Consider the following 18,052-nt stretch of genomic DNA (forward strand, 5'->3'; position numbering starts at 1 on the left):
TTATCCTTTGAATACCAGCAGGGGGCTCAGGCCCCAGATGGCCACTGTCATAGCGAAATTCATAACGACGATCGCGACGAGGCTGGCCCGGATTGCGCGACCGGAAGCGGCGCCCACCCCGGCCGGTCCGCCGGAGGCGAAATAGCCGTAGTAGCAATGGATCAAGGTCACCACCGCGCAGAAAGCCACCGCCTTGATCACCGAGGCCGTGAGATCGGGCCAGCTCAGGAATTGAGCGAAATAGTGGTCGTAGGTTCCGGGCGGTTGGTGGTGGAAGACCTTGACGATTATTCCGCCGGTGAAGAAGGCGATCACCAATGCCATCAGGTAGCCGGGCAGCACGACGAGCATTCCGCCGACGAGCCGGGTCCCGACCACGAACGGAATAGCCCGCAGTCCCATGGATTCGGTGGCGTCGATTTCTTCGGAGATGCGCATCGCGCCGATTTCCGCGGTCATTCGGCAGCCGGCCTGCGCGGCGAACCCGATTCCGGTGATGATCGGGGCGATCACGCGGATATTGCCGAACGAGCCGATGATTCCGGTCAGCGCACCGAAGCCCAGCAGATTCAAGGCCATGAACGCCTCGATCGCGACCACGGCTCCCACGGCGACGCCGAGGAAGAACATCAGGCTGACCACGCCGCCGTCGACGATCAGCGACCCACTTCCCCAGGCCATGTTGTTCATCGTCTTGAGCGTCTGTTTGCGGTAGTGGCGAATCGTCACCGGCAGCAGGTACAGCGTTTTGCCGATGAAGATCGCCACCTGGCCGATCTCGCCGACGAAGTCGGTGATCCCACGCGCCACCGCGCGGATCGATCGGGCCGTGAGGGCGGGCAGGGTATACGAGGATTGCGATGGTGTGCTCATCGTCATGCCAACCGAGCCGGGAAGAACATCATCTGCAATTGACTGATGAGCAGGTTCGTCATGAAGATGCAGAACACGCTCAGCACGACGGATGCGTTGACGGCATTCGCCACCCCCTTGGGGCCGCCTTTCGCTTCGAGACCTCGCAGGCTCGCGATCAGCACGACGATCGCGGCGAAGACGAGCGCTTTGAGCACCGAGAAGGCGAGGTCCGTCGGCGTCGCGAACGCGCCGAACGACTGCCAGAAACTGCCCGGCACAACATGATTGACGTTCGCGGAAATGATCAGTCCGGCGAATACGCCCGCGGCGATGATGATGATGCACAACACGGGTGCGATTGCGATCATGGCGAGGAAACGCGGCATCACCAGCCGTTCGACCGGATCAACGCCCATCACCCGCATGGCGTCGATTTCTTCCCGGATCGACCGGGCCCCCAGATCGGAGGCGATCGCCGAGGCTGCCGCGCCACTCATCAACAGGCCCGCCGCCATCGGCGCACCTTGGCCGACCACGCCCAGACCGCTCGCCGCGCCGGCGAGCGAATTGGCACCGACCTGATTCATGATGCCGCCGACCTGCACCGAGACTTCGGCGCCGATCGGGATGGCCATCAGCAGCGCCGGCAACGCAGTGACCTTGAGCAGCAACCACATCTGTTCGACGAGCTCGTGCACGGGCATGCGCAACCGGACGGTATCCACCACCGAGTAGCGCACCACGGCGCCGGTCAGGTGTGCCGATCGACCCAGTGTCGCAAGACTGTCCAACGGCGCCTGCCGCAGATGTGCGAACAGTCGTGCGGAGCGAGACGGCGATACTGCCGGTGGGGCGCCGTCCTCGCGGGGCCGGGTCGGTCTGCCCGATGCGGGTAGGCGCGGGGCGATTATCGGTGCCTGCGTAATACTCATCGGGTGGGCACCTCCCTCCGTAGACGTCGACGCATGCGGCGATTGCGTCGCCGAGTGCGATGTGCGGTAAATAGTGTGGTGAGAGTCGCGGGAGCCGGAATTTCACCCTTCGAGAATGCGAAATTCCTTGGCGAACACGCGAAATGAAAGTTCCTGCGCGGTCCCGTGACGGTCGAGCGGAATTCCGGCGCGGTGCGTTTCTCGGGACGGATGCCGGTGCGACACACGGCACAGATTCCGGACCGGAAGAACGATCGCAGAATTCCCGATCGGTTCGGCGACATTGCCTTCGAGCGTCATTGTTCGATACTCCGATTCACGAGACCGCGTTCGCCGTTCGACGGGCGAGCAGTAAGCCACGGCAACCTCCGAGATTCCGCTCGATCACGCCGTTGTGATCCAAGACTCCGAGGGTGCAGCACGTGTCGTGGCTCACAGCAAACTTACTTCATTTTACGCTTTACGTCAATCGTCCTTTGTAAAACAGCTCGGTTTCCGATTCGTCGCTCGCTCCGCAGTCCACGGTGGCGGGGCTCAGGTTCTCGACGGCACAGAGGACGCCGGCCCCTCCGAGAAACTGGCTTCCACCGCGGCTCGCGCGGCAGGCGGCAACGTCGGAAGAATCTCGCGCACCCGAGCTCGGCGCCTGCCGACCGCACGTCGCTCCGGCATCCCGGGGGTTGCCTGCATCTGCGGGACGATTCCCTCGATCTCCTCCACGCCACCGGAGTGGTGCCCGGCATCGACGAGCGCTTGTTCGCGAGCCTTCTGCGCCTCGTCCTTCTCCTCCGACATCCCGATCGGCCCCACCATCCGACCGTTCAGGAATTGCCGGACGACAGGCTCATCGGAGGTGAGCAGAACCTCGCGGGGACCGAACATGACCAATTCGCGACGGAAGAGCATGCCGATGTTGTCGGGCACCGTTCGGGCCAGATTGATGTTGTGCGTGACGATCAGGAACGTGGCATCGATCTGCGCGTTGATGTCGAGGAACAACTGACTGATGTAGGTGGTCCGCACCGGATCCAGACCCGAATCCGGCTCGTCGACCAGAATGACCTCCGGGTCGAGTACCAGCGCTCGGGCAAGGCCGGCACGTTTGCGCATCCCACCCGAAATCTCGCCGGGCAGTTTGCCTTCCGCGCCGAGCAGGCCGGTCAACTCGAGCTTCTCCATCACGATCCGGCGAATCTCCGACTCCGTCTTCCGGGTGTGCTCGCGCAAGGGGAAGGCGACGTTGTCGAACAAACTCATCGAGCCGAACAGCGCGCCGTCCTGGAACAGCACCCCGAACAGCTTGCGGATTTCGTACAGCTGCGACGTCGAACAGGCGGTGATGTCGGTCCCGTCGACATGGATCGATCCCCGTTCCGGCCGCAACAGGCCGATCAGCGATTTGAGGAACACCGACTTGCCGGTGCCCGAGGGGCCGAGCAGAACACTGACCTCACCGGCCGGCAACGTCAGGCTGACATCACGCCAAATAGTCTGCGCGCCAAACTGTTTGGTTATTCCGGTGGTACTTACCTCGACACCCATCTTGCCTCCTTGCCAGAGCCCGGCGCATCGATCGTGCCGCCGGGGTCGGCCGTCGGTCCCGAATGAACGGACAGCGGACGACCGCAGAGCTGTGATACAAAATACGGACAGCGTCCAACGTTAGACGGATCACAGAAGCTGTGCAATGATATTGCCTGATCTCCTTCGATGGAGGTCTTCCGCACCGAGCGAGGGGGCATCGCCGTTGCGGCGCCGGAGGCGTCGTCGTCAACGGCGGTGGCGTACAGCGAAATCCGCGAGTCCAGGAGCTTCTCCATGCGTCCACATCGGCGTGCGCATTCGACACCCGCGCATCGACACCACCCCAGGCCCACCCCGGCGCTGATTTCCGCGATCGCGGCCACCGGCATCCTGGCCGCTGCATCCTCGGCCACCGCCGGGGAAGCGACTGTTCATGGCACCCATGTCCACGTTGTCGCGGAATACGCAGGGACACAACGACATAGCGTCGCTCGCGCACCGGGTCCCATGCTCGTCCCCGCCGCGATTCCCCTCGTGCGCCCCCATGCGGGTCCGACGGTCCCGACCATCGGCCCCGGCGATCCGCCGCCTGTCTTTGGCGACGCTGCGCCCGGTGCCGCGGCAACCGGTATCCCGGTCCACGTGCTGGCCGCGTACCGAAACGCCGAATTGATACTCCGGCAGTCGGAACCGGCCTGTGGCGTGACATGGAATCTGCTGGCCGGAATAGGCCGGATCGAGTCGGGACATGCCAGGTCCGGCGACGTCGACGCCGAGGGCAGGACGAGATCCCCCATCCTCGGCCCGGCGCTCGACGGGACGCTGGCGGGAAACGAGATCATCAGAGCCGCCAACGGTTACGTACGCGCCGTCGGGCCGATGCAATTCCTTCCCAGCACCTGGCAGCGATGGGCGAGCGACGGCAACGGTGACGGAATTGCCGACCCCGACAATATCTACGACGCGACCCTGGCGGCCGGACGGTACCTCTGCGCGGGCGGCGCCGATCTCCGCGATCCGCACCAACGCCTGCACGCGGTCCTGCGATACAACCACTCCATGGCCTACGCGTCGAGCGTGCTGAACTGGTCGAGTATCTACGCCGGAGAGGTGACCGGACCGGCCGACATCACACCGGTGGAGTCCACTGGCCCTACCACCGTGCCGGCCGACGACGATCCGACACCGGCACCACCACCGGCCGACCCCTCACCTCCCGACGCCATGTGGGGACCCGGCACGTCGCCCATGCCCCTTCCGGAACCGGCACCCCCGTCACTGGCACCGATGATCCAGATCCCGGGGCTGCCCCCGATTCCGTGCGGAATCTTCTGCCCTCCCCCGGCGCACTGACTCGCCCCACGCCGCCAGGGTGACGATCACCCACCCTGGAAGGCGGGAACATCATCCCATTCACCGAGCTGATAGCAGGCGTGTGCGTCTTCCTGCTCGAACGACAACAGTCGCGACAGTCGGACCGCCGCCCGGTCGTCCGGGTCGATCCGCATGAGTACCAGTTGCGTTCCGGCAGTGGCGAGTTCACTCATCGCAGCGGTGAGCAAGGCCTCCCCCAGCCCTCCGCCACGGATTTCGGGAACCACGATGAGCGCACGCACCCACGCCGCCCGCAATTCCAGATGGCGAGTCGGCCGCGGATCGAACCAGACCACTCCCGCCGGCCGGTCACATCCGGCCGACGCGATCACCACACGACCGGCGCGGTCGGCGAATGCGGTGCGGAACTGCTCGAACCGAGCCTCGGTCAATCCTTGGCGGGCCAGGACCTCGAGCACCTGGGAGGCGACGGCACTGTCGGCCAGGTCCGCCGAGCCGTCGACGGTGACGCCACCCGGGACCGGGGCCGGCACCAACGGCACCGCGAACGGGCCCGACAGATGCCGAACCATCGTCCACAGCCGCGCAGCCGGCTCGATCGCGAACCGCCGCGTCAGCCGTTCGGACGCGGGATGGCTGCCGTAGGCCCAGCACCGCAGCGAAGTCGCTCCACGCCCGCACCAACCGCCGGACGCGGTCACATCCGTGCCGAGTTCCTCCACCAACAGCGTCGACACGCCACGCGAGCGATAGTCGGGATGAACCGCGTATTTCACGCTGCCCTGCCCCAGCGCATCGATCGACAGGTTCAGATACGCCACCATCACCAGTGGCGCGTCCGCACGAGCGCTCAACCCTCGCCGCGCCTTGATCGGCAGATGCCACACCGACCGCGTCTCGTCCGAAGCCGCCTGCACATCCCACGGGTCGACCACCGAGAATCCGGCCTCTTCGTCGTATCGCGCGGCAGCTTCGACCAAGGCCACCGCCTCGGCCCGGTCCTGTTCGCCGAGCCGTCGACACCAGGTGTAGTCGATCATATTCCAGCCCTTCTCGCTGTGCGCCGGTTTACACCTAAACCTACATGAGTTAGATTTAAGTTGGTATATGAACAGCTCAGGACCATTCACCAAATGCCCGGAACACCTCTTCGGGCGAAGCTGCCGAACATTGGAGACACGCCATGACCGAGGTCGGGGCACCCCGCGAGGAACGCATCCGCCGCGCTTTGACGCACCTACGCAACGACACCACCGACGAGTTCGGGCACGTCACCTGGTTCGAGCCACACGAGTTCACCGACCCGGCCGTTGCACAGCGCGAACGTGATCTGATCTTCGGCCGAGTTCCGTCGATCGTCGCGCACGGTTCCGAAATCCCCCGTGCCGGTGACTTTTTCACCCTCCAGATGCCGCGCAACAACATCATCGTCGTCCGCCAGCGCGACGGCGGCGTAAAGGCACTGGTCAATCTGTGCCGGCACCGCGGAGCCTTGCTGGAGAAGGAGGAGAAGGGCCGATGCCGGCTGTTCTCCTGCCCGTATCACCGCTGGTCCTACGATATGGACGGCAGCCTGCGAACGATTACGCGGGACAACACATTCGGCGAACCGGAGCGTGCCACGCTCGGCCTGATCGAACTGCCCACCGAGGAGCGGCACGGCTTCATCTGGGTGGTGGACGACGCCGACGCCGAGATCGACGTGGCCGCCTGGCTGGGACCGGAGATGGACGCGGTGCTCGCTTCCTACGACCTCGGCTCCAAGGTCTGCGTCCAGGCCGAGGGATTCGACGAGCCGGTCAACTGGAAGATCATGCAGGACGCCTTCCTCGACGGCTACCACATCCAGTACGCGCATCCCAACACCGCGGCCAAGCACATCCATACCAATGTGATGGCCTTCGACGATTTCGGCCGCCACTGCCGATTCATCGCCCCGCGCAAATCCATCGACCGCTGGATCGAAGAGGACCCCGGCGATCGTAGCCTTGCCAACGACGTCACCGAAACGCACTTCCTGCTGCCCAACAGCACCCTGCTGCGCCAGCCCGACCACTTCCAACTACTGACCTTCCGGCCGCATCCCACCGAACCGCAACGTAGCCGGATGGAAATGCGGCTGATCGTGCCACCGGTCGAACAGACCGAGATGAGCGAGGAGAAGTGGACGCGGCTGTGGGACAAGAACTGGCAGATCCTGCTCAATGTGCTGCATGCCGAGGACTTCCCCCTGCTGCGGGATTCCCAGCGTGGCATGACCAGCGCGAGTGCGGGACGAATGGTCCTGGGCCGGAACGAGGTCGCCAACCAAGTCTTCCGTCGCGAGACGCAGAAGCTGCTGTCGCAGAGATGACCACGGCGCCGGGTCACACCGGCCCGGCACAGGAGGATTGCAGTGAAAACAGATCTGTTCGAGTCCGATCACGAACTCTTCGGGCAAACCGTGCGCGCCTTCGTGGAACGGCATGTCACCCCGAAGATGGAGAAGTGGGACGCCGACCGCCTCATCGACCGCGACACCTGGCGAGCAGCCGGCGGACAGGGCTTGCTCGGACTGGCGGTTCCCGCGGAATTCGGCGGCGCGGGCGAAACCGACTACCGATTCCGGGTCGTGATCCAGACCGAAATCGCCCGCGTCGGCGCCTCCGCGCTGCAGTCGGGCTTTTCCACCAACGACGACATCGTCTTGAATTATCTACTGCGCCATGCGAACTCCGAGCAGCGCAGCAGGTGGCTGCCCGGTTTCGTCACCGGGGAGACGATCGGCGCCATCGCGATGACCGAGCCCGGCGCGGGCAGTGACCTGCGCTCGGCGCAGACCACGGCGGTCCGCGAGGGCGACGAGTGGGTGATCAACGGATCGAAGACATTCATCACCAGCGGAATGCTGGCCGATCTGGTGATCGTCTTCGCGGTCACCGATCGCGATGCGGGCTCACGCGGTTTCAGCCTGTTCGTCGTCGAGGACGGCACGCCCGGTTTCACTCGCGGCCGCAAGCTCGACAAGGTCGGGCTGCACGCTCAGGACACCGCGGAACTGTTCTTCGACAACGTGCGGGTGCCGGCGGCCAATCTGCTCGGCGATGTCGGTGGCGGTTTCGGCTACCTGATGCAGAGCCTGCCGCTGGAGCGACTCGGAATCGGTATCGCCGCACAGGTTTCCGCGGAGGCCGTGCTCGATTGGACCCTCGATTACGTCAAGCAACGCCGCGCTTTCGGTCAGCGGATCGGCGAATTCCAAGGCCTCGGTTTCACCTTGGCCGAACTACAGACCGCCACGGAAGTGTCGCGGGCCTATATCGATCGCTGTGTGCGCGAGTACAACGACGGCACCCTGAGCGCCGTCGACGCGGCGAAAGCGAAACTCTGGGCCACCGAACTGCAGGGCAAGGTGATCGACGCCGGTGTTCAACTGCACGGCGGATACGGGTACATGATGGAGTACCCCGTTGCCAAGGCCTACATCGATGCGCGGATCCAGCGGATCTACGGCGGAACCAACGAAATCATGAAGGAGATCATTCATCGCGATCTCCTGCGCTCGTGATGGTATGGCCGGCGCGGTCGCCCCGCGCCGGCCGTTCTCCCCGGCCTCTACACTCCGGCGGCCGAGAGCATGTCGGCGATCTCGACGAATTTCACGCGGGGGCGGCCGCCTTCGCGACCCGCACGACGCTCGGCCGCATCGATCGCCTTCCATCCGCCGGCACCGACGCGACTCGGGCGGCGCCCGTCGAGCAACGCTGTGAGGTCCGCGCGCGATCGCCGTGGCGACTCGAGCCGACCGGCGGCGAAATCCTCCACCAGCGCGTGCACCGTGTCCTGCGAGCAATACCGGTTCGTGCCGATCACGCCCGACGGGCCACGCTTGATCCAACCCGCCACGTAGGCACCCGGTATCGGATTGCCGCCCTCGGATTCGACGACCCGGCCGCCACGATGGGGAATCGTTCCGTCGGAGTCACGGAAAGGCAAGCCCGGCACCGCGATCCCGCGATAGCCGACGGCTCCGAACACCGCACCGCAAGCGATCAGTTCACGGTTGTCCTCCGCCGGCACCGCATCCCCGGTGCGTACGAATTCCACGGCGTCGACAGCCCGCTCTCCCCGGAAACCGATCGGCGACAGGAAATATCGGAACACGACCCTGCGGTTGTTCGCATCAGCGACGCGTTCCGCCAACTGCCGGGCCACCTGCGCCTTCAGCCGAACCACGGGATCGGCGGCGTCCGGGACGACCGAGCCGGAGTCGTCACAGCGGACGTCCACCGCGCCGACCTGTCCGAGCCCGAGCAGTTCAGGAGTGGTGAAGGCCGCGTGTTCGGGGCCCCGGCGTCCGACGACGACAACTTCACGAATCCGGCTCTGCGCCAAGACTTCCAGCGCGTGATCGGCGATATCGGTGCGCGCCAGCTCGGCAACGTCGGTGACCAGAATGCGGGCCACGTCCAGGGCTACGTTGCCGTTGCCGATGACCACCGCCCGCTCGCCGGACAGATCGAAGTCACGATGCGCGTGATCGGGATGGCCGTTGTACCAACCGACGAACTCGGTGGCGGTGTGCACACCGGCGAGCTGCGCGCCCGGCACATCGAGGGTGCGGCCCTGCGACGCACCGGTCGCGTAGATCACCGCATGGTGGTGCTCCAGCAGTTCCTGCGCGCTGATGTGGGTACCGACCTCGACGTTCAATTCGAGGGTCAGCTGCTTGCGGCTCAACGTCCGAAGAAAGGAACTCGCAACCTGTTTCGTGTGCTGATGGTCGGGGGCAACCCCGTAGCGCACCAGCCCCAGCGGGGTGGGCAACCGTTCGAACATGGTGATCTCGACATCGACATCGCGACGCGACAACAATTCCTCGGCCGCGTAGCACGCCGACGGCCCCGACCCCACGATCGCCACACGCAGCGGACCACGGTCGGTCACCCGGAGCTGGGGCCGCTCTTCCTCGAACGGCACCGGGTTTCGAGGTTGGGTGAAGTAGGCGGCGTTGACCTCCCGATACGGTTCCGTCGCCGCGGTCAGATCCCCTTCGGGCACGATCGCGTCCACGGGGCACTCGTCGATGCAGGCACCGCAATCGATGCAGCTGACCGGGTCGATGTGGAGCAACTCCGCGCGCCCGAAGTCGGGCTCGCCGGGGCGCGGGCGGATGCAGTCGACAGGACAGACCGACACGCAACCGGCGTCGTTGCAGCAGGGCTGTGTGATGACGTGCGCCATCTCTCCTCCGGATCCACGGCTACTCGACCCGGCTCCGACGGGTAGGACGCCGTACAGCTGACGTTATTTGTATTTTGTTATACGCTGAGTGACGGGCGCCACGCAATAGCCCGCGCGAGCTCGGCGCTCGAAGAAAGGAATCACCTATGACCACCGCAGTGATCGTGGATGCGATCCGCACCCCCTCAGGCAAGGGAAAACCGGGCGGACAGCTCTCGAATCTGCATCCCACCGAACTGTTGTCGGCCGTACTGCGCGGCCTGATCGATCGCACCGAACTCGACCCGGCACTCGTCGACGACGTCATCGGCGGCTGTGTCGGCCAGGCCGGTGAACAAGCACTCAACATCACGCGCAGCGCTGTACTGGGAGCCGGCTTCCCGGAGGCCGTGCCCGCCACGACGATCGACCGCCAGTGCGGGTCCAGCCAGCAGGCTGCCCACTTCGCCGCCCAAGGCGTCATGGCGGGCGCCTACGACATCGTCATCGCCTGTGGAGTCGAATCGATGAGCCGGGTGCCGATGGGCACGGCGCCGCTGGGCAAGGACGCCTTCGGCCCCGGCGTGGCCGCCCGCTATCCGGATGGGCTTGTGGGCCAGGGCATTTCGGCCGAGCTGATCTCGTCTCGGTGGAAGCTCGACCGCGCCACTCTGGACGAGTTCGCCGCGCGCTCGCACGCGCGCGCCGCGGCCGCCGACTTCACCAGCGAGATTCTGCCGGTCGCCATCGGTCCCGACTCCTGGGTGAGCGCGGACGAAACCGTCCGACCGTCGACCGATGTGGAAGGTCTGGGCCGGCTGAAACCCTCCTTCTACGACGAACGCGTCACCGAGCGGTTTCCGGAAATCGACTGGCGCATCACGCCCGGAAACTCCTCGCCCCTGACCGACGGCGCGTCGGCCGTGCTGATCATGAGCGAGGGCAAGGCCGCAGCCCTCGGATTGCGGCCTCGCGCGCGTTTCCACAGCTTCGCCGTCACCGGCAGCGACCCGATGTTGATGCTCACCGGCGTGGTGCCGGCCACGCAGAAAGTCCTCGACAAGGCCGGCCTGTCGCTCGAGGATATCGACACCTACGAGGTCAACGAGGCGTTCGCGCCGGTTCCGCTGGTGTGGCAGTACGAATTCGGCGCCGATCCCGAACGTCTGAATCCGCGAGGCGGGGCGATCGCCCTGGGGCACCCGCTCGGCGGTTCGGGAACCCGCCTGCTCACCACGATGCTGAACCACCTCGAACAGATCGGCGGTCGCTACGGACTGCAGACGATGTGTGAAGGCGGCGGAATGGCCAACGCGACCATCATCGAACGCCTGTAAGCCTTCTTTCGGAGGCGAATACATCAGCGCCCGAACCGATTCCCATCGGTTCGGGCGCTGATGCGGGACTACGGCAACCACAACCGAGCGCACGGCAGCGGCGGCAGATCCGGATGCACCCGGTCGTCGATGACGACCGTGGAGTCGGGGTGCGTGCGCATCCGGGCGGCGAACGTCTCCGCTATCTCGCGCGTGCACTGGTACTCCGCGGCGACTCCCGACCGCGCGAACTGCACACGGACCCGGCACCGGCGCGAATCGAGCACATATCGGCCCAGCGCCACGAGATACCGCAGGGCGGCGGCCCGCCGGATGCACGGCGTACCCGAGCAGTGCGCATGCCGCTGCATGATCCGATGTGCCGTCTCCACTGTCAGCCGCACCGGCACCCTCGCGCAATCAGATTGCGCAGCAGTGCGTTTCGGGAACCACGGCCGCTGCGGGACAGCTGCCGCCGTCATCGCCGTCTCGGCGTACGGCCGAGCCGGCGCCGCCAGTCGTGCGCGCCGAGAAAGCGCACGAGCTTGGCCATCTGCCTGGCCCGGTCCGTGCGGACAGGAAACCAGTTCGGCTCCGATTTCAGCGCGATTCGTTCCTCGACAACAGATTGCTGACGGCAGTACTTCAACATTCCGTTCGGGCCACCGAAGCGCGAGCCCACGCCCGACTGCTTCCAGCCACCCATCGGCACGGGTAACTGGAAGGTGGCGACTATCGCGTTGTTGATCGAGACGGAGCCCGCCTCGATCCGCCGGGAAAGCCGCTCGGCGCGGTGACGGTCGCGGGTCCACAGGCTCGAGCTCAGCCCGAAGTCGGAATCGTTCGCCAAGGCGATCGCCTCGTCCTCGTCACGAACCTTCATGATCGGCAAGGTCGGACCGAAGGTTTCCTCGCGCATACATGCCATGGAATGGTCGACATCGACCAGGACGGTGGGCTCGACGAAATGGCTCCCCTCCTCTTTTCGTTTGCCGCCCAGAAGAATTCGCGCGCCTTTGGCGACGGCGTCCGCGATATGCCGCTCCACGATATCCACCTGCGCGGCGGTCACCATGGCGCCGATCTCGCAGCTGTAGGCGCCCGGCTCGTCCATCCCCGTCCGCAAGGGCCGTACCTTCGCCGCCACCTTCTCGACGAATTCCTCGTACACGGCGGCCTCGACATACACCCGCTCCACGGAGACGCACGCTTGGCCGGCGTTCATCATCGAGCCCCATACCGCGGCACCGGCGGCGCGCTCGAGATCGGCGTCGGCCAGCACGATCATGGCGTCTTTGCCGCCCAACTCCAGACTGCAGGGAATCAGCCGCTCGCCGGCGCGGGCCGCGATGGCACGTCCCGTGCGCACCGATCCGGTGAACATCACCATATCGACCGCGTCGACCACCGCGGCACCGGTCGCGCCGCCACCGTTGACCGCCGCCAGCACCTCGGGGGCGCCGATCTCTTCCCGCCACCCTCGCACCGCCTCGGTCCAGGCGAGCGGCGTGACCTCGGACGGCTTGGACAACACCGCCGCACCGGCCATCAACGCGCCCACCGCGTCCATCATCGGACCGGCCAGCGGCCCGTTCCACGGCGTGATCAGGCCGACCAGCTGGTGTGGCCGGGCGCGGACGCGCAGCCTCCGTGCAGCGTTGGCCACCCCGGCCGGACGGACTTTACGGTCGGCCAGAAACCGTTCGCCGTTGTCGACGAAGTAGTTGATGACATCGAGGACGACGGCAAGTTCCACCGCCGCGTCGGACCAGGATTTTCCCGCCTCCAATTGCACGAGCCGCAACAGCCGCTGCTCGTTGTCGAGGATCCAATCCAGCCAGCGCAGTAGGTGGCGGCCACGAGCTCGCGGCCCGATCGCCTCCCACGCCGGTTGCGCGGCACGCAGCGCGTCCGCTACCGCGGCGACCTCATCCGGTCCGGCCGCTGTGACCGAACCGACCGTCCGACCGTCGGCCGGGCAGCGAATCTCGATTCGCTTCACCGAATCAGCCTGCGGCCCAGGGGATCCGGGTTGCTGCACAGTGGTGTTCACAGATCATCGCCTCCACGGAGGTCCGGCGGCTGCCTCGCAGCCGGCTTCGGGCAACATCGCTCGACGCCGAATTCAGGCTAGTTACAAAATACAGATAACGTCAATCGTAGTTCAGTCGTTCGCTGACAAATTACGATTGACGTCAGTCGTCCAATGACGTAGCTTCGAGTGTGAGGCACAGCACTCTGCATCGCATCGGACGGGCAGATCACACGGCGTCGCAACTCGCCGGATCCGCTGCGCCTTCGCCCGCACCGGCGCCTCTCCCCGCCGGCCGCATCCGTCTGGAAATCGGAGTCCCACAATGAAGCTCGAAGGCAAAGTCGCCGTCATCACCGGAGCCGGATCCGGCTTCGGCCGCCAGTGTTCCCAGTTGTTCGCGTCCGAGGGCGCCGGTATCGCAGTGGTCGACATCGACCCCGAGCGCGCTGCCGGAACGGTCGAGCTCGTCGAGCAACAGGGCGGCAAGGCCGTCGCCATCACCGCCGATGTCAGCGTCGAAGAGCAGGTGAAATCCGCAGTCGCGGCGGCGGTGGACCACTTCGGCAAGCTGGACATCATGTTCGCCAACGCGGGCGTCGTGTCCCGCGGCGGCGTGCCGTCGGTGGCCGGTGGTGAGGAGGTCGAATTCCAGGACCTGACCGACGCCGACTGGCAGCACGTGCTGGGAGTCAACTTGAGCGGAGTCGTCTACTCCGCCAAGGCCGCCGTGCCGTACCTGCGTGACAACGGCGGTGGCACGATTCTCGCGACCTCGTCGGCGGCATCGCTGGTCGCCTACCACAACATCGCGATGTATTCGGCCACCAAGGCCGGTGTCAACGGCCTGGTGCGTGGACTCAGCCTCGACCTCGGCAAGTACGGCATTCGAGTGAATGCCATCTGCCCCACGCACGGGATGTCACCGAACTTCCTCATGCCGCCCGGATCTCCCGTGGTCGGTCAGTCCTACGAACAGGTCGCCGGCCCGTGGGATCCGACGATCTCGCCGATCCCGCTCAAGCTCAACCGGCCGCCGTCGTTGCTCGACAACGCGAAGGTCGCACTGTTCCTCGCCTCCGACGATTCGCAGTACCTCTCCGGACTCGTTCTGCCGTCGACCGACGGCGGCACCCTCGCCCGCGTCGGCATGTGGTTCGCCGAAGACAAAGGCTCGCCCGGAGATCTGTGAGATGACCGATTCGCCCGTTCACCTGGTCGTCGATCGCGCGGCCTGCGCCGGCCACGGACTGTGTTACGGAACCGCGCCGGAGCTACTCGAGTCCGACGACGTGGGAAATCCGGTCGTGCTGGCTGACCCGGTCCCCAATTCACATCTCGACGCCGCACATCGCGCAGCCGCAGCCTGCCCCGAACGTGCGCTCACTTTGACCAGCGCCCTTCCCCTATCCGAGGAAAAGCCACTATGACCACCACCACCGCAGAAGTGTCCGACGAGCTGGTCGTCGATTTCGACATCTACGACCAGTCGCTCGCATTCCCCGAAGACACCGTCCAGGACCGGGCCGCGGAACTCGCAGGCAAAGGGCCGGTCGTGTACTCCACCGCCCACGGCGGCCACTGGATCGTCACCCGGTACAAAGAAATTCACGAGGTCTTTCGCGATCCCGAGACGTTCTCGAGCTACCCCAACAACCTGGTGACGACGACCGCCGGATTCGGGAAATTCATTCCGATCGAACTCGATCCCCCGGAGCACACCGGTTACCGGCTGGCGCTGCAGCCGCTGTTCAGTCCCAACCGCATGAAGGCGCTCGAAGACGACATTCGGGCGGTGATCAACGAACTCATCGACGGATTCGCCGGCACCGGAACCTCGGAATTCATCGCCGACTTCGCCCACGAACTGCCCACCCGTATCTTCCTGGCACTCATGGACTGGCCGCTGGCGGACGGGCCGATGTTCACCCACGCCACCGATGTCCTCCTCACCGGAATCCCCGGCGCCACCGAAGAGGAGTCCAACCAGGCACGCGGCGAAGCGGCGTTCAAGATGCTGGCCTATTTCCAGAACATCATCGACGACCGCCGCGCCAACCCTCGCGACGACGTGACCACGCAGATCATCCACACCGAGGTCGCGCTCGAGGACGGCACCCGACTGCTCACCGATGAAGAACTCAATCGGATGTTCTTCCTGCTGCTCATCGCCGGCCTGCACACCGTGCAGGGCTCACTGGCCTGGAGCATCATTCACCTGTCCCACAACGAGGAACAACGTGAGCAGATCATCGCGGACGAGAGCCTGATCCCGTCCGCGGTGGAGGAGATCCTGCGCATCGAAGCCGCGGTCGTCCCCGGTCGCCGCGCGACACGTACCACCGAACTGGGCGGAGTCACGATCGCCGAAGGCGATCAGCTGATCTTGATGCTGTGCTCGGCCAATCGCGATTCCGACGAATTCGACGATCCGAACGAACTGCTGCTCGATCGGACGCCGAACCGCCACCTTTCCTTCGGCGCCGGCGCGCATCGCTGCCTGGGCTCACATCTGGCCCGAATCGAACTCCGGCTCGCGCTCGAGGAAATTCACCGCCGCATTCCGGATTACCGGCTCGTCGAGAGCGACCCTCCGGTAATGCACGCAAGCCAGGTCCGAGGCTGCGCCCGGCTCCCCATCACCTTCACCCCCGAAAAGTAGCCGTGTCCGGTGGGGCGGGGCACTCTCGCCCCACCGGCACCTACGACAACTCTCCGGACCGACATTCCACAGCGGATAATGTGAGAGTGCTCACCGAACCGCCCCCGGGACGCGCCTGGGCCGACAACCCTTCCGGCCTGCTCATGGCCGGTCCAGACACATTCAGCCACAACGGTTTTCGAGGTCGACTCGCACCGCGAAGGCCGTGAACGCCCAATGCGACGTCGAACAGACAACAAATAACGAGTATCGTCCATGGTGTCGTCAAATCTGCATACGGACGCAGGGAATCCATGGAGGGCAGGAAAAGAGAATGGCTCGACGTAACAGCAACGTCCTGAGTGGGGACGTCGAAGAGGCGCGCGGGCAGATCCTCGAAGCCGCAGAATCGACCTTCCAGCATTTCGGCGTCGCGAAGACGACGATGGACGACATTGCGAAAGCCGCCGGAGTATCACGGCCCACGATCTACCGCTATTTCCGCGATCGCGACACACTCATCGCGGAACTCATCCGACTCCGCTCTCGGAAACTGTTCGTGAAGGGAACCAAATACGTTCTCGAGCGCGAACATTTCCGCGATCAAATCGTCGACGGGTTGATCTTCCTCGTCGATCGCGGCCGGAAGGATCCGCTCATCCGGCTGATCGTCAGCCCGGAACACATGGATCTCGCCGCCGCCGTCGTAGGCACCTCCCGGCTTGCCAGCAATCTGACCCTCGAAATGTGGGGGCCGATCCTCGATCGCGCCCGCGAACGCGGCGAGATGCGAGCAGACCTGTCCAACGAGGACGCCTGCGAATGGCTCGCCCTGGTTCAACTGATCCTCGTCGGCCGCTTGGACTTCGAGGACCCGGAGGACCCGTCCCACCGTCGACTGCTGGAACGATTCCTGCTTCCCGCGTTCCTCCCGCCAGGTGAGGCATAGGTCGGAAGTGAACGACGAAGGCACCGCAATCAGCCACTCGAGGCCCAGAAACCGGCTTCCACCAGGAACTTCTATCCAACTCGCCGAGCATGAAACTCATTATCGGGCGGAGTTTGTAGATTGCCTGGTGAGAGGCGGTTTGGGGATCTGGATGTGGCAGCGCTCCCGTCTCTCACCGGAATCGCCATCGAAACTTTTCGGGTACCCCTGGGTTTACGCCATTCGGGTGGAAGATGTCGTCGATCGCGGAAACCGTGCGTCTTGGTCGAGTTGGCTGTAAGCGCGAGCCTCGCCCGGTGATGCGGCTCATGTCCGAAACCAGGAGCGTCTGTTAATCGCTGGAAGGCAGCGGTTTGGCTTCCTTCACCCGGAGCGGGATCCGACCATCCGCGAGGGTGCCGGCACCGGCCTTGGTCACGAGAATTTCGAAACTTGAATCTGCTTGCGTTGTATATCTTTTCCCGATTTTGTTGCCGGTGTCGAGTCCGTCGGCGATCGGCTGACGGGTCGCTGCGGCATCGGTCACCGGGACCATCTGCAGGCCACCGCAAGTCAATTCGATCGGCTCGGCCGCCGGCGCCTACCGCGGATCAACCGTGCCGGACTCATCGCCTTCGTCATGATTCTGATGTTCGCCCAGGACGTCATCGGTGAGTTGATCACCCTGGTGCAGGGCGTGGACCGCTATCTGTAGGTCGGTGGCGGCATCTCCTTGTGGCCGGGCACGGACTATCAGTTCCCGCTCTACGAGGGACTCGGCTGGGGCTGCGGCATGGTGGGATTGAGCGCCGTCATTTATTGCTTCCGCAACTCCGGCGGCGAGATGATCACCGATCGCGGCCTCGATCGACTGAAGATCCGACGTGGGCGCACCCTTGTGCGCGTGCTCGCGCTGGGCGCGGTCTTCAATCTGGCGATGCTCGTGTTCATGGTGGGTTTCGGCGCGATCAACCAGCATGCCGACACCACACAGCCGACAGTGCCGAGCTACCTGCAGAACGGCATGTGCGGGCTGGGCGGCAACCCTCCATGCGTCAGGGACTGGTAATCGACCACAGCGACTTCAACCGCTGCGACGCCTGAGCCGGACGGCCGATCGGTGCCGACGCCTCACCGCGATCGGCCGACCCGGTCGCGGTGAGGCGGCAGGCACCCGCGCTCAGTCCATCTCCTCCAGCACCCGGCGCAAGACCTTGCCGGTGGCATTGCGCGGCAGTTCGTCCAGGACGACCACATCGCGGGGAACCTTGTAGCGCGCCAGGTTCG

General features: G+C 65.0%; 16 protein-coding genes and 1 pseudogene. 9 read left to right on the forward strand and 8 right to left on the reverse strand.

The genetic code is table 11. From position 1 onward, the window contains the following. The 4 genes from A5789_RS07290 to A5789_RS07305 form a co-directional block, all read right to left on the reverse strand. Window positions 1-879, reverse strand: coding sequence for an ABC transporter permease (locus A5789_RS07290; RefSeq protein ID WP_082940517.1), 879 nt, complete (start codon window positions 877-879; stop codon window positions 1-3). Next, the gene (locus tag A5789_RS07295; RefSeq protein WP_321190271.1) at window positions 876-1,559 is read right to left on the reverse strand and encodes an ABC transporter permease; all 684 of its coding nucleotides are present in this window, start codon (window positions 1,557-1,559) and stop codon (window positions 876-878) included. Before A5789_RS07295 ends, A5789_RS07290 begins: the two co-directional genes overlap by 4 nt. A 330-nt stretch (window positions 1,560-1,889) precedes the next feature. After that, the gene (locus A5789_RS07300) at window positions 1,890-2,087 is read right to left on the reverse strand and encodes a hypothetical protein (protein ID WP_064902830.1); all 198 of its coding nucleotides are present in this window, start codon (window positions 2,085-2,087) and stop codon (window positions 1,890-1,892) included. A 234-nt stretch (window positions 2,088-2,321) separates the two neighbouring features. Further along, window positions 2,322-3,329, reverse strand: coding sequence for an ABC transporter ATP-binding protein (locus A5789_RS07305; protein ID WP_064902831.1), 1,008 nt, complete (start codon window positions 3,327-3,329; stop codon window positions 2,322-2,324). Between the two features lie 684 nt (window positions 3,330-4,013). On the opposite strand from A5789_RS07305, the gene A5789_RS37675 reads away from it, so the two are divergent. After that, a complete protein-coding gene (locus tag A5789_RS37675) occupies window positions 4,014-4,664 on the forward strand; it encodes a lytic transglycosylase domain-containing protein (RefSeq protein ID WP_227463145.1) in 651 nt (216 codons plus the stop codon). 26 nt (window positions 4,665-4,690) lie between these two features. Here A5789_RS37675 and A5789_RS07315 read toward each other — a convergent pair whose 3' ends face one another. Then, the gene (locus A5789_RS07315; protein WP_064902833.1) at window positions 4,691-5,686 is read right to left on the reverse strand and encodes a GNAT family N-acetyltransferase; all 996 of its coding nucleotides are present in this window, start codon (window positions 5,684-5,686) and stop codon (window positions 4,691-4,693) included. 143 nt (window positions 5,687-5,829) lie between these two features. Between A5789_RS07315 and A5789_RS07320 the strand changes: the two genes are divergently transcribed. Both A5789_RS07320 and A5789_RS07325 read left to right on the forward strand, forming a co-directional pair. Then, window positions 5,830-6,999 (forward strand): aromatic ring-hydroxylating dioxygenase subunit alpha, encoded by a 1,170-nt coding sequence (locus A5789_RS07320; protein WP_064902834.1) that lies wholly within the window; start codon window positions 5,830-5,832, stop codon window positions 6,997-6,999. 42 nt (window positions 7,000-7,041) lie between these two features. Further along, on the forward strand, window positions 7,042-8,193 hold the full coding sequence (locus tag A5789_RS07325; RefSeq protein ID WP_064902835.1) for an acyl-CoA dehydrogenase family protein: 1,152 nt from the start codon (window positions 7,042-7,044) through the stop codon (window positions 8,191-8,193). 47 nt (window positions 8,194-8,240) lie between these two features. Here A5789_RS07325 and A5789_RS07330 read toward each other — a convergent pair whose 3' ends face one another. After that, on the reverse strand, window positions 8,241-9,869 hold the full coding sequence (locus A5789_RS07330; RefSeq protein ID WP_064902836.1) for an FAD-dependent oxidoreductase: 1,629 nt from the start codon (window positions 9,867-9,869) through the stop codon (window positions 8,241-8,243). A 146-nt stretch (window positions 9,870-10,015) separates the two neighbouring features. Here A5789_RS07330 and A5789_RS07335 point away from each other — a divergent pair, with 146 nt between their 5' ends. Continuing rightward, a complete protein-coding gene (locus tag A5789_RS07335) occupies window positions 10,016-11,185 on the forward strand; it encodes a thiolase family protein (protein ID WP_064902837.1) in 1,170 nt (389 codons plus the stop codon). A gap of 68 nt (window positions 11,186-11,253) precedes the next feature. Here the strand turns inward: A5789_RS07335 and A5789_RS07340 are convergent, their stop codons facing one another. Together A5789_RS07340 and A5789_RS07345 are read right to left on the reverse strand one after the other, a co-directional pair. Beyond that, window positions 11,254-11,568: a hypothetical protein gene (locus tag A5789_RS07340; RefSeq protein ID WP_155525900.1), complete on the reverse strand. Its 315-nt coding sequence runs from the start codon at window positions 11,566-11,568 to the stop codon at window positions 11,254-11,256. Window positions 11,569-11,642: 74 nt separating this feature from the next. Beyond that, entirely contained in the window at window positions 11,643-13,166 is a 1,524-nt protein-coding gene (locus A5789_RS07345) for an aldehyde dehydrogenase family protein (RefSeq protein ID WP_082940518.1), read from the reverse strand. 355 nt (window positions 13,167-13,521) lie between these two features. Here A5789_RS07345 and A5789_RS07350 point away from each other — a divergent pair, with 355 nt between their 5' ends. The 5 genes and pseudogenes from A5789_RS07350 to A5789_RS35345 all read left to right on the forward strand — a co-directional run bounded on the left by A5789_RS07350 (window position 13,522) and on the right by A5789_RS35345 (window position 17,834). After that, the gene (locus A5789_RS07350) at window positions 13,522-14,388 is read left to right on the forward strand and encodes an SDR family NAD(P)-dependent oxidoreductase (RefSeq protein ID WP_064902839.1); all 867 of its coding nucleotides are present in this window, start codon (window positions 13,522-13,524) and stop codon (window positions 14,386-14,388) included. Window position 14,389: 1 nt separating this feature from the next. Next, the gene (locus A5789_RS07355; protein ID WP_064902840.1) at window positions 14,390-14,626 is read left to right on the forward strand and encodes a ferredoxin; all 237 of its coding nucleotides are present in this window, start codon (window positions 14,390-14,392) and stop codon (window positions 14,624-14,626) included. Beyond that, window positions 14,623-15,858 (forward strand): cytochrome P450, encoded by a 1,236-nt coding sequence (locus tag A5789_RS07360; protein WP_064902841.1) that lies wholly within the window; start codon window positions 14,623-14,625, stop codon window positions 15,856-15,858. The genes A5789_RS07355 and A5789_RS07360 overlap by 4 nt, the downstream gene beginning before the upstream one ends. Before the next feature lie 313 nt (window positions 15,859-16,171). Further along, entirely contained in the window at window positions 16,172-16,786 is a 615-nt protein-coding gene (locus A5789_RS07365) for a TetR/AcrR family transcriptional regulator (protein WP_064902842.1), read from the forward strand. A 442-nt stretch (window positions 16,787-17,228) separates the two neighbouring features. Next, window positions 17,229-17,834: pseudogene (locus A5789_RS35345) on the forward strand (spirocyclase AveC family protein). Window positions 17,835-18,052 lie beyond the last annotated feature (218 nt).

The organism is Nocardia sp. 852002-51101_SCH5132738, assembly GCF_001665695.1.
GTDB lineage: Bacteria > Actinomycetota > Actinomycetes > Mycobacteriales > Mycobacteriaceae > Nocardia > Nocardia nova.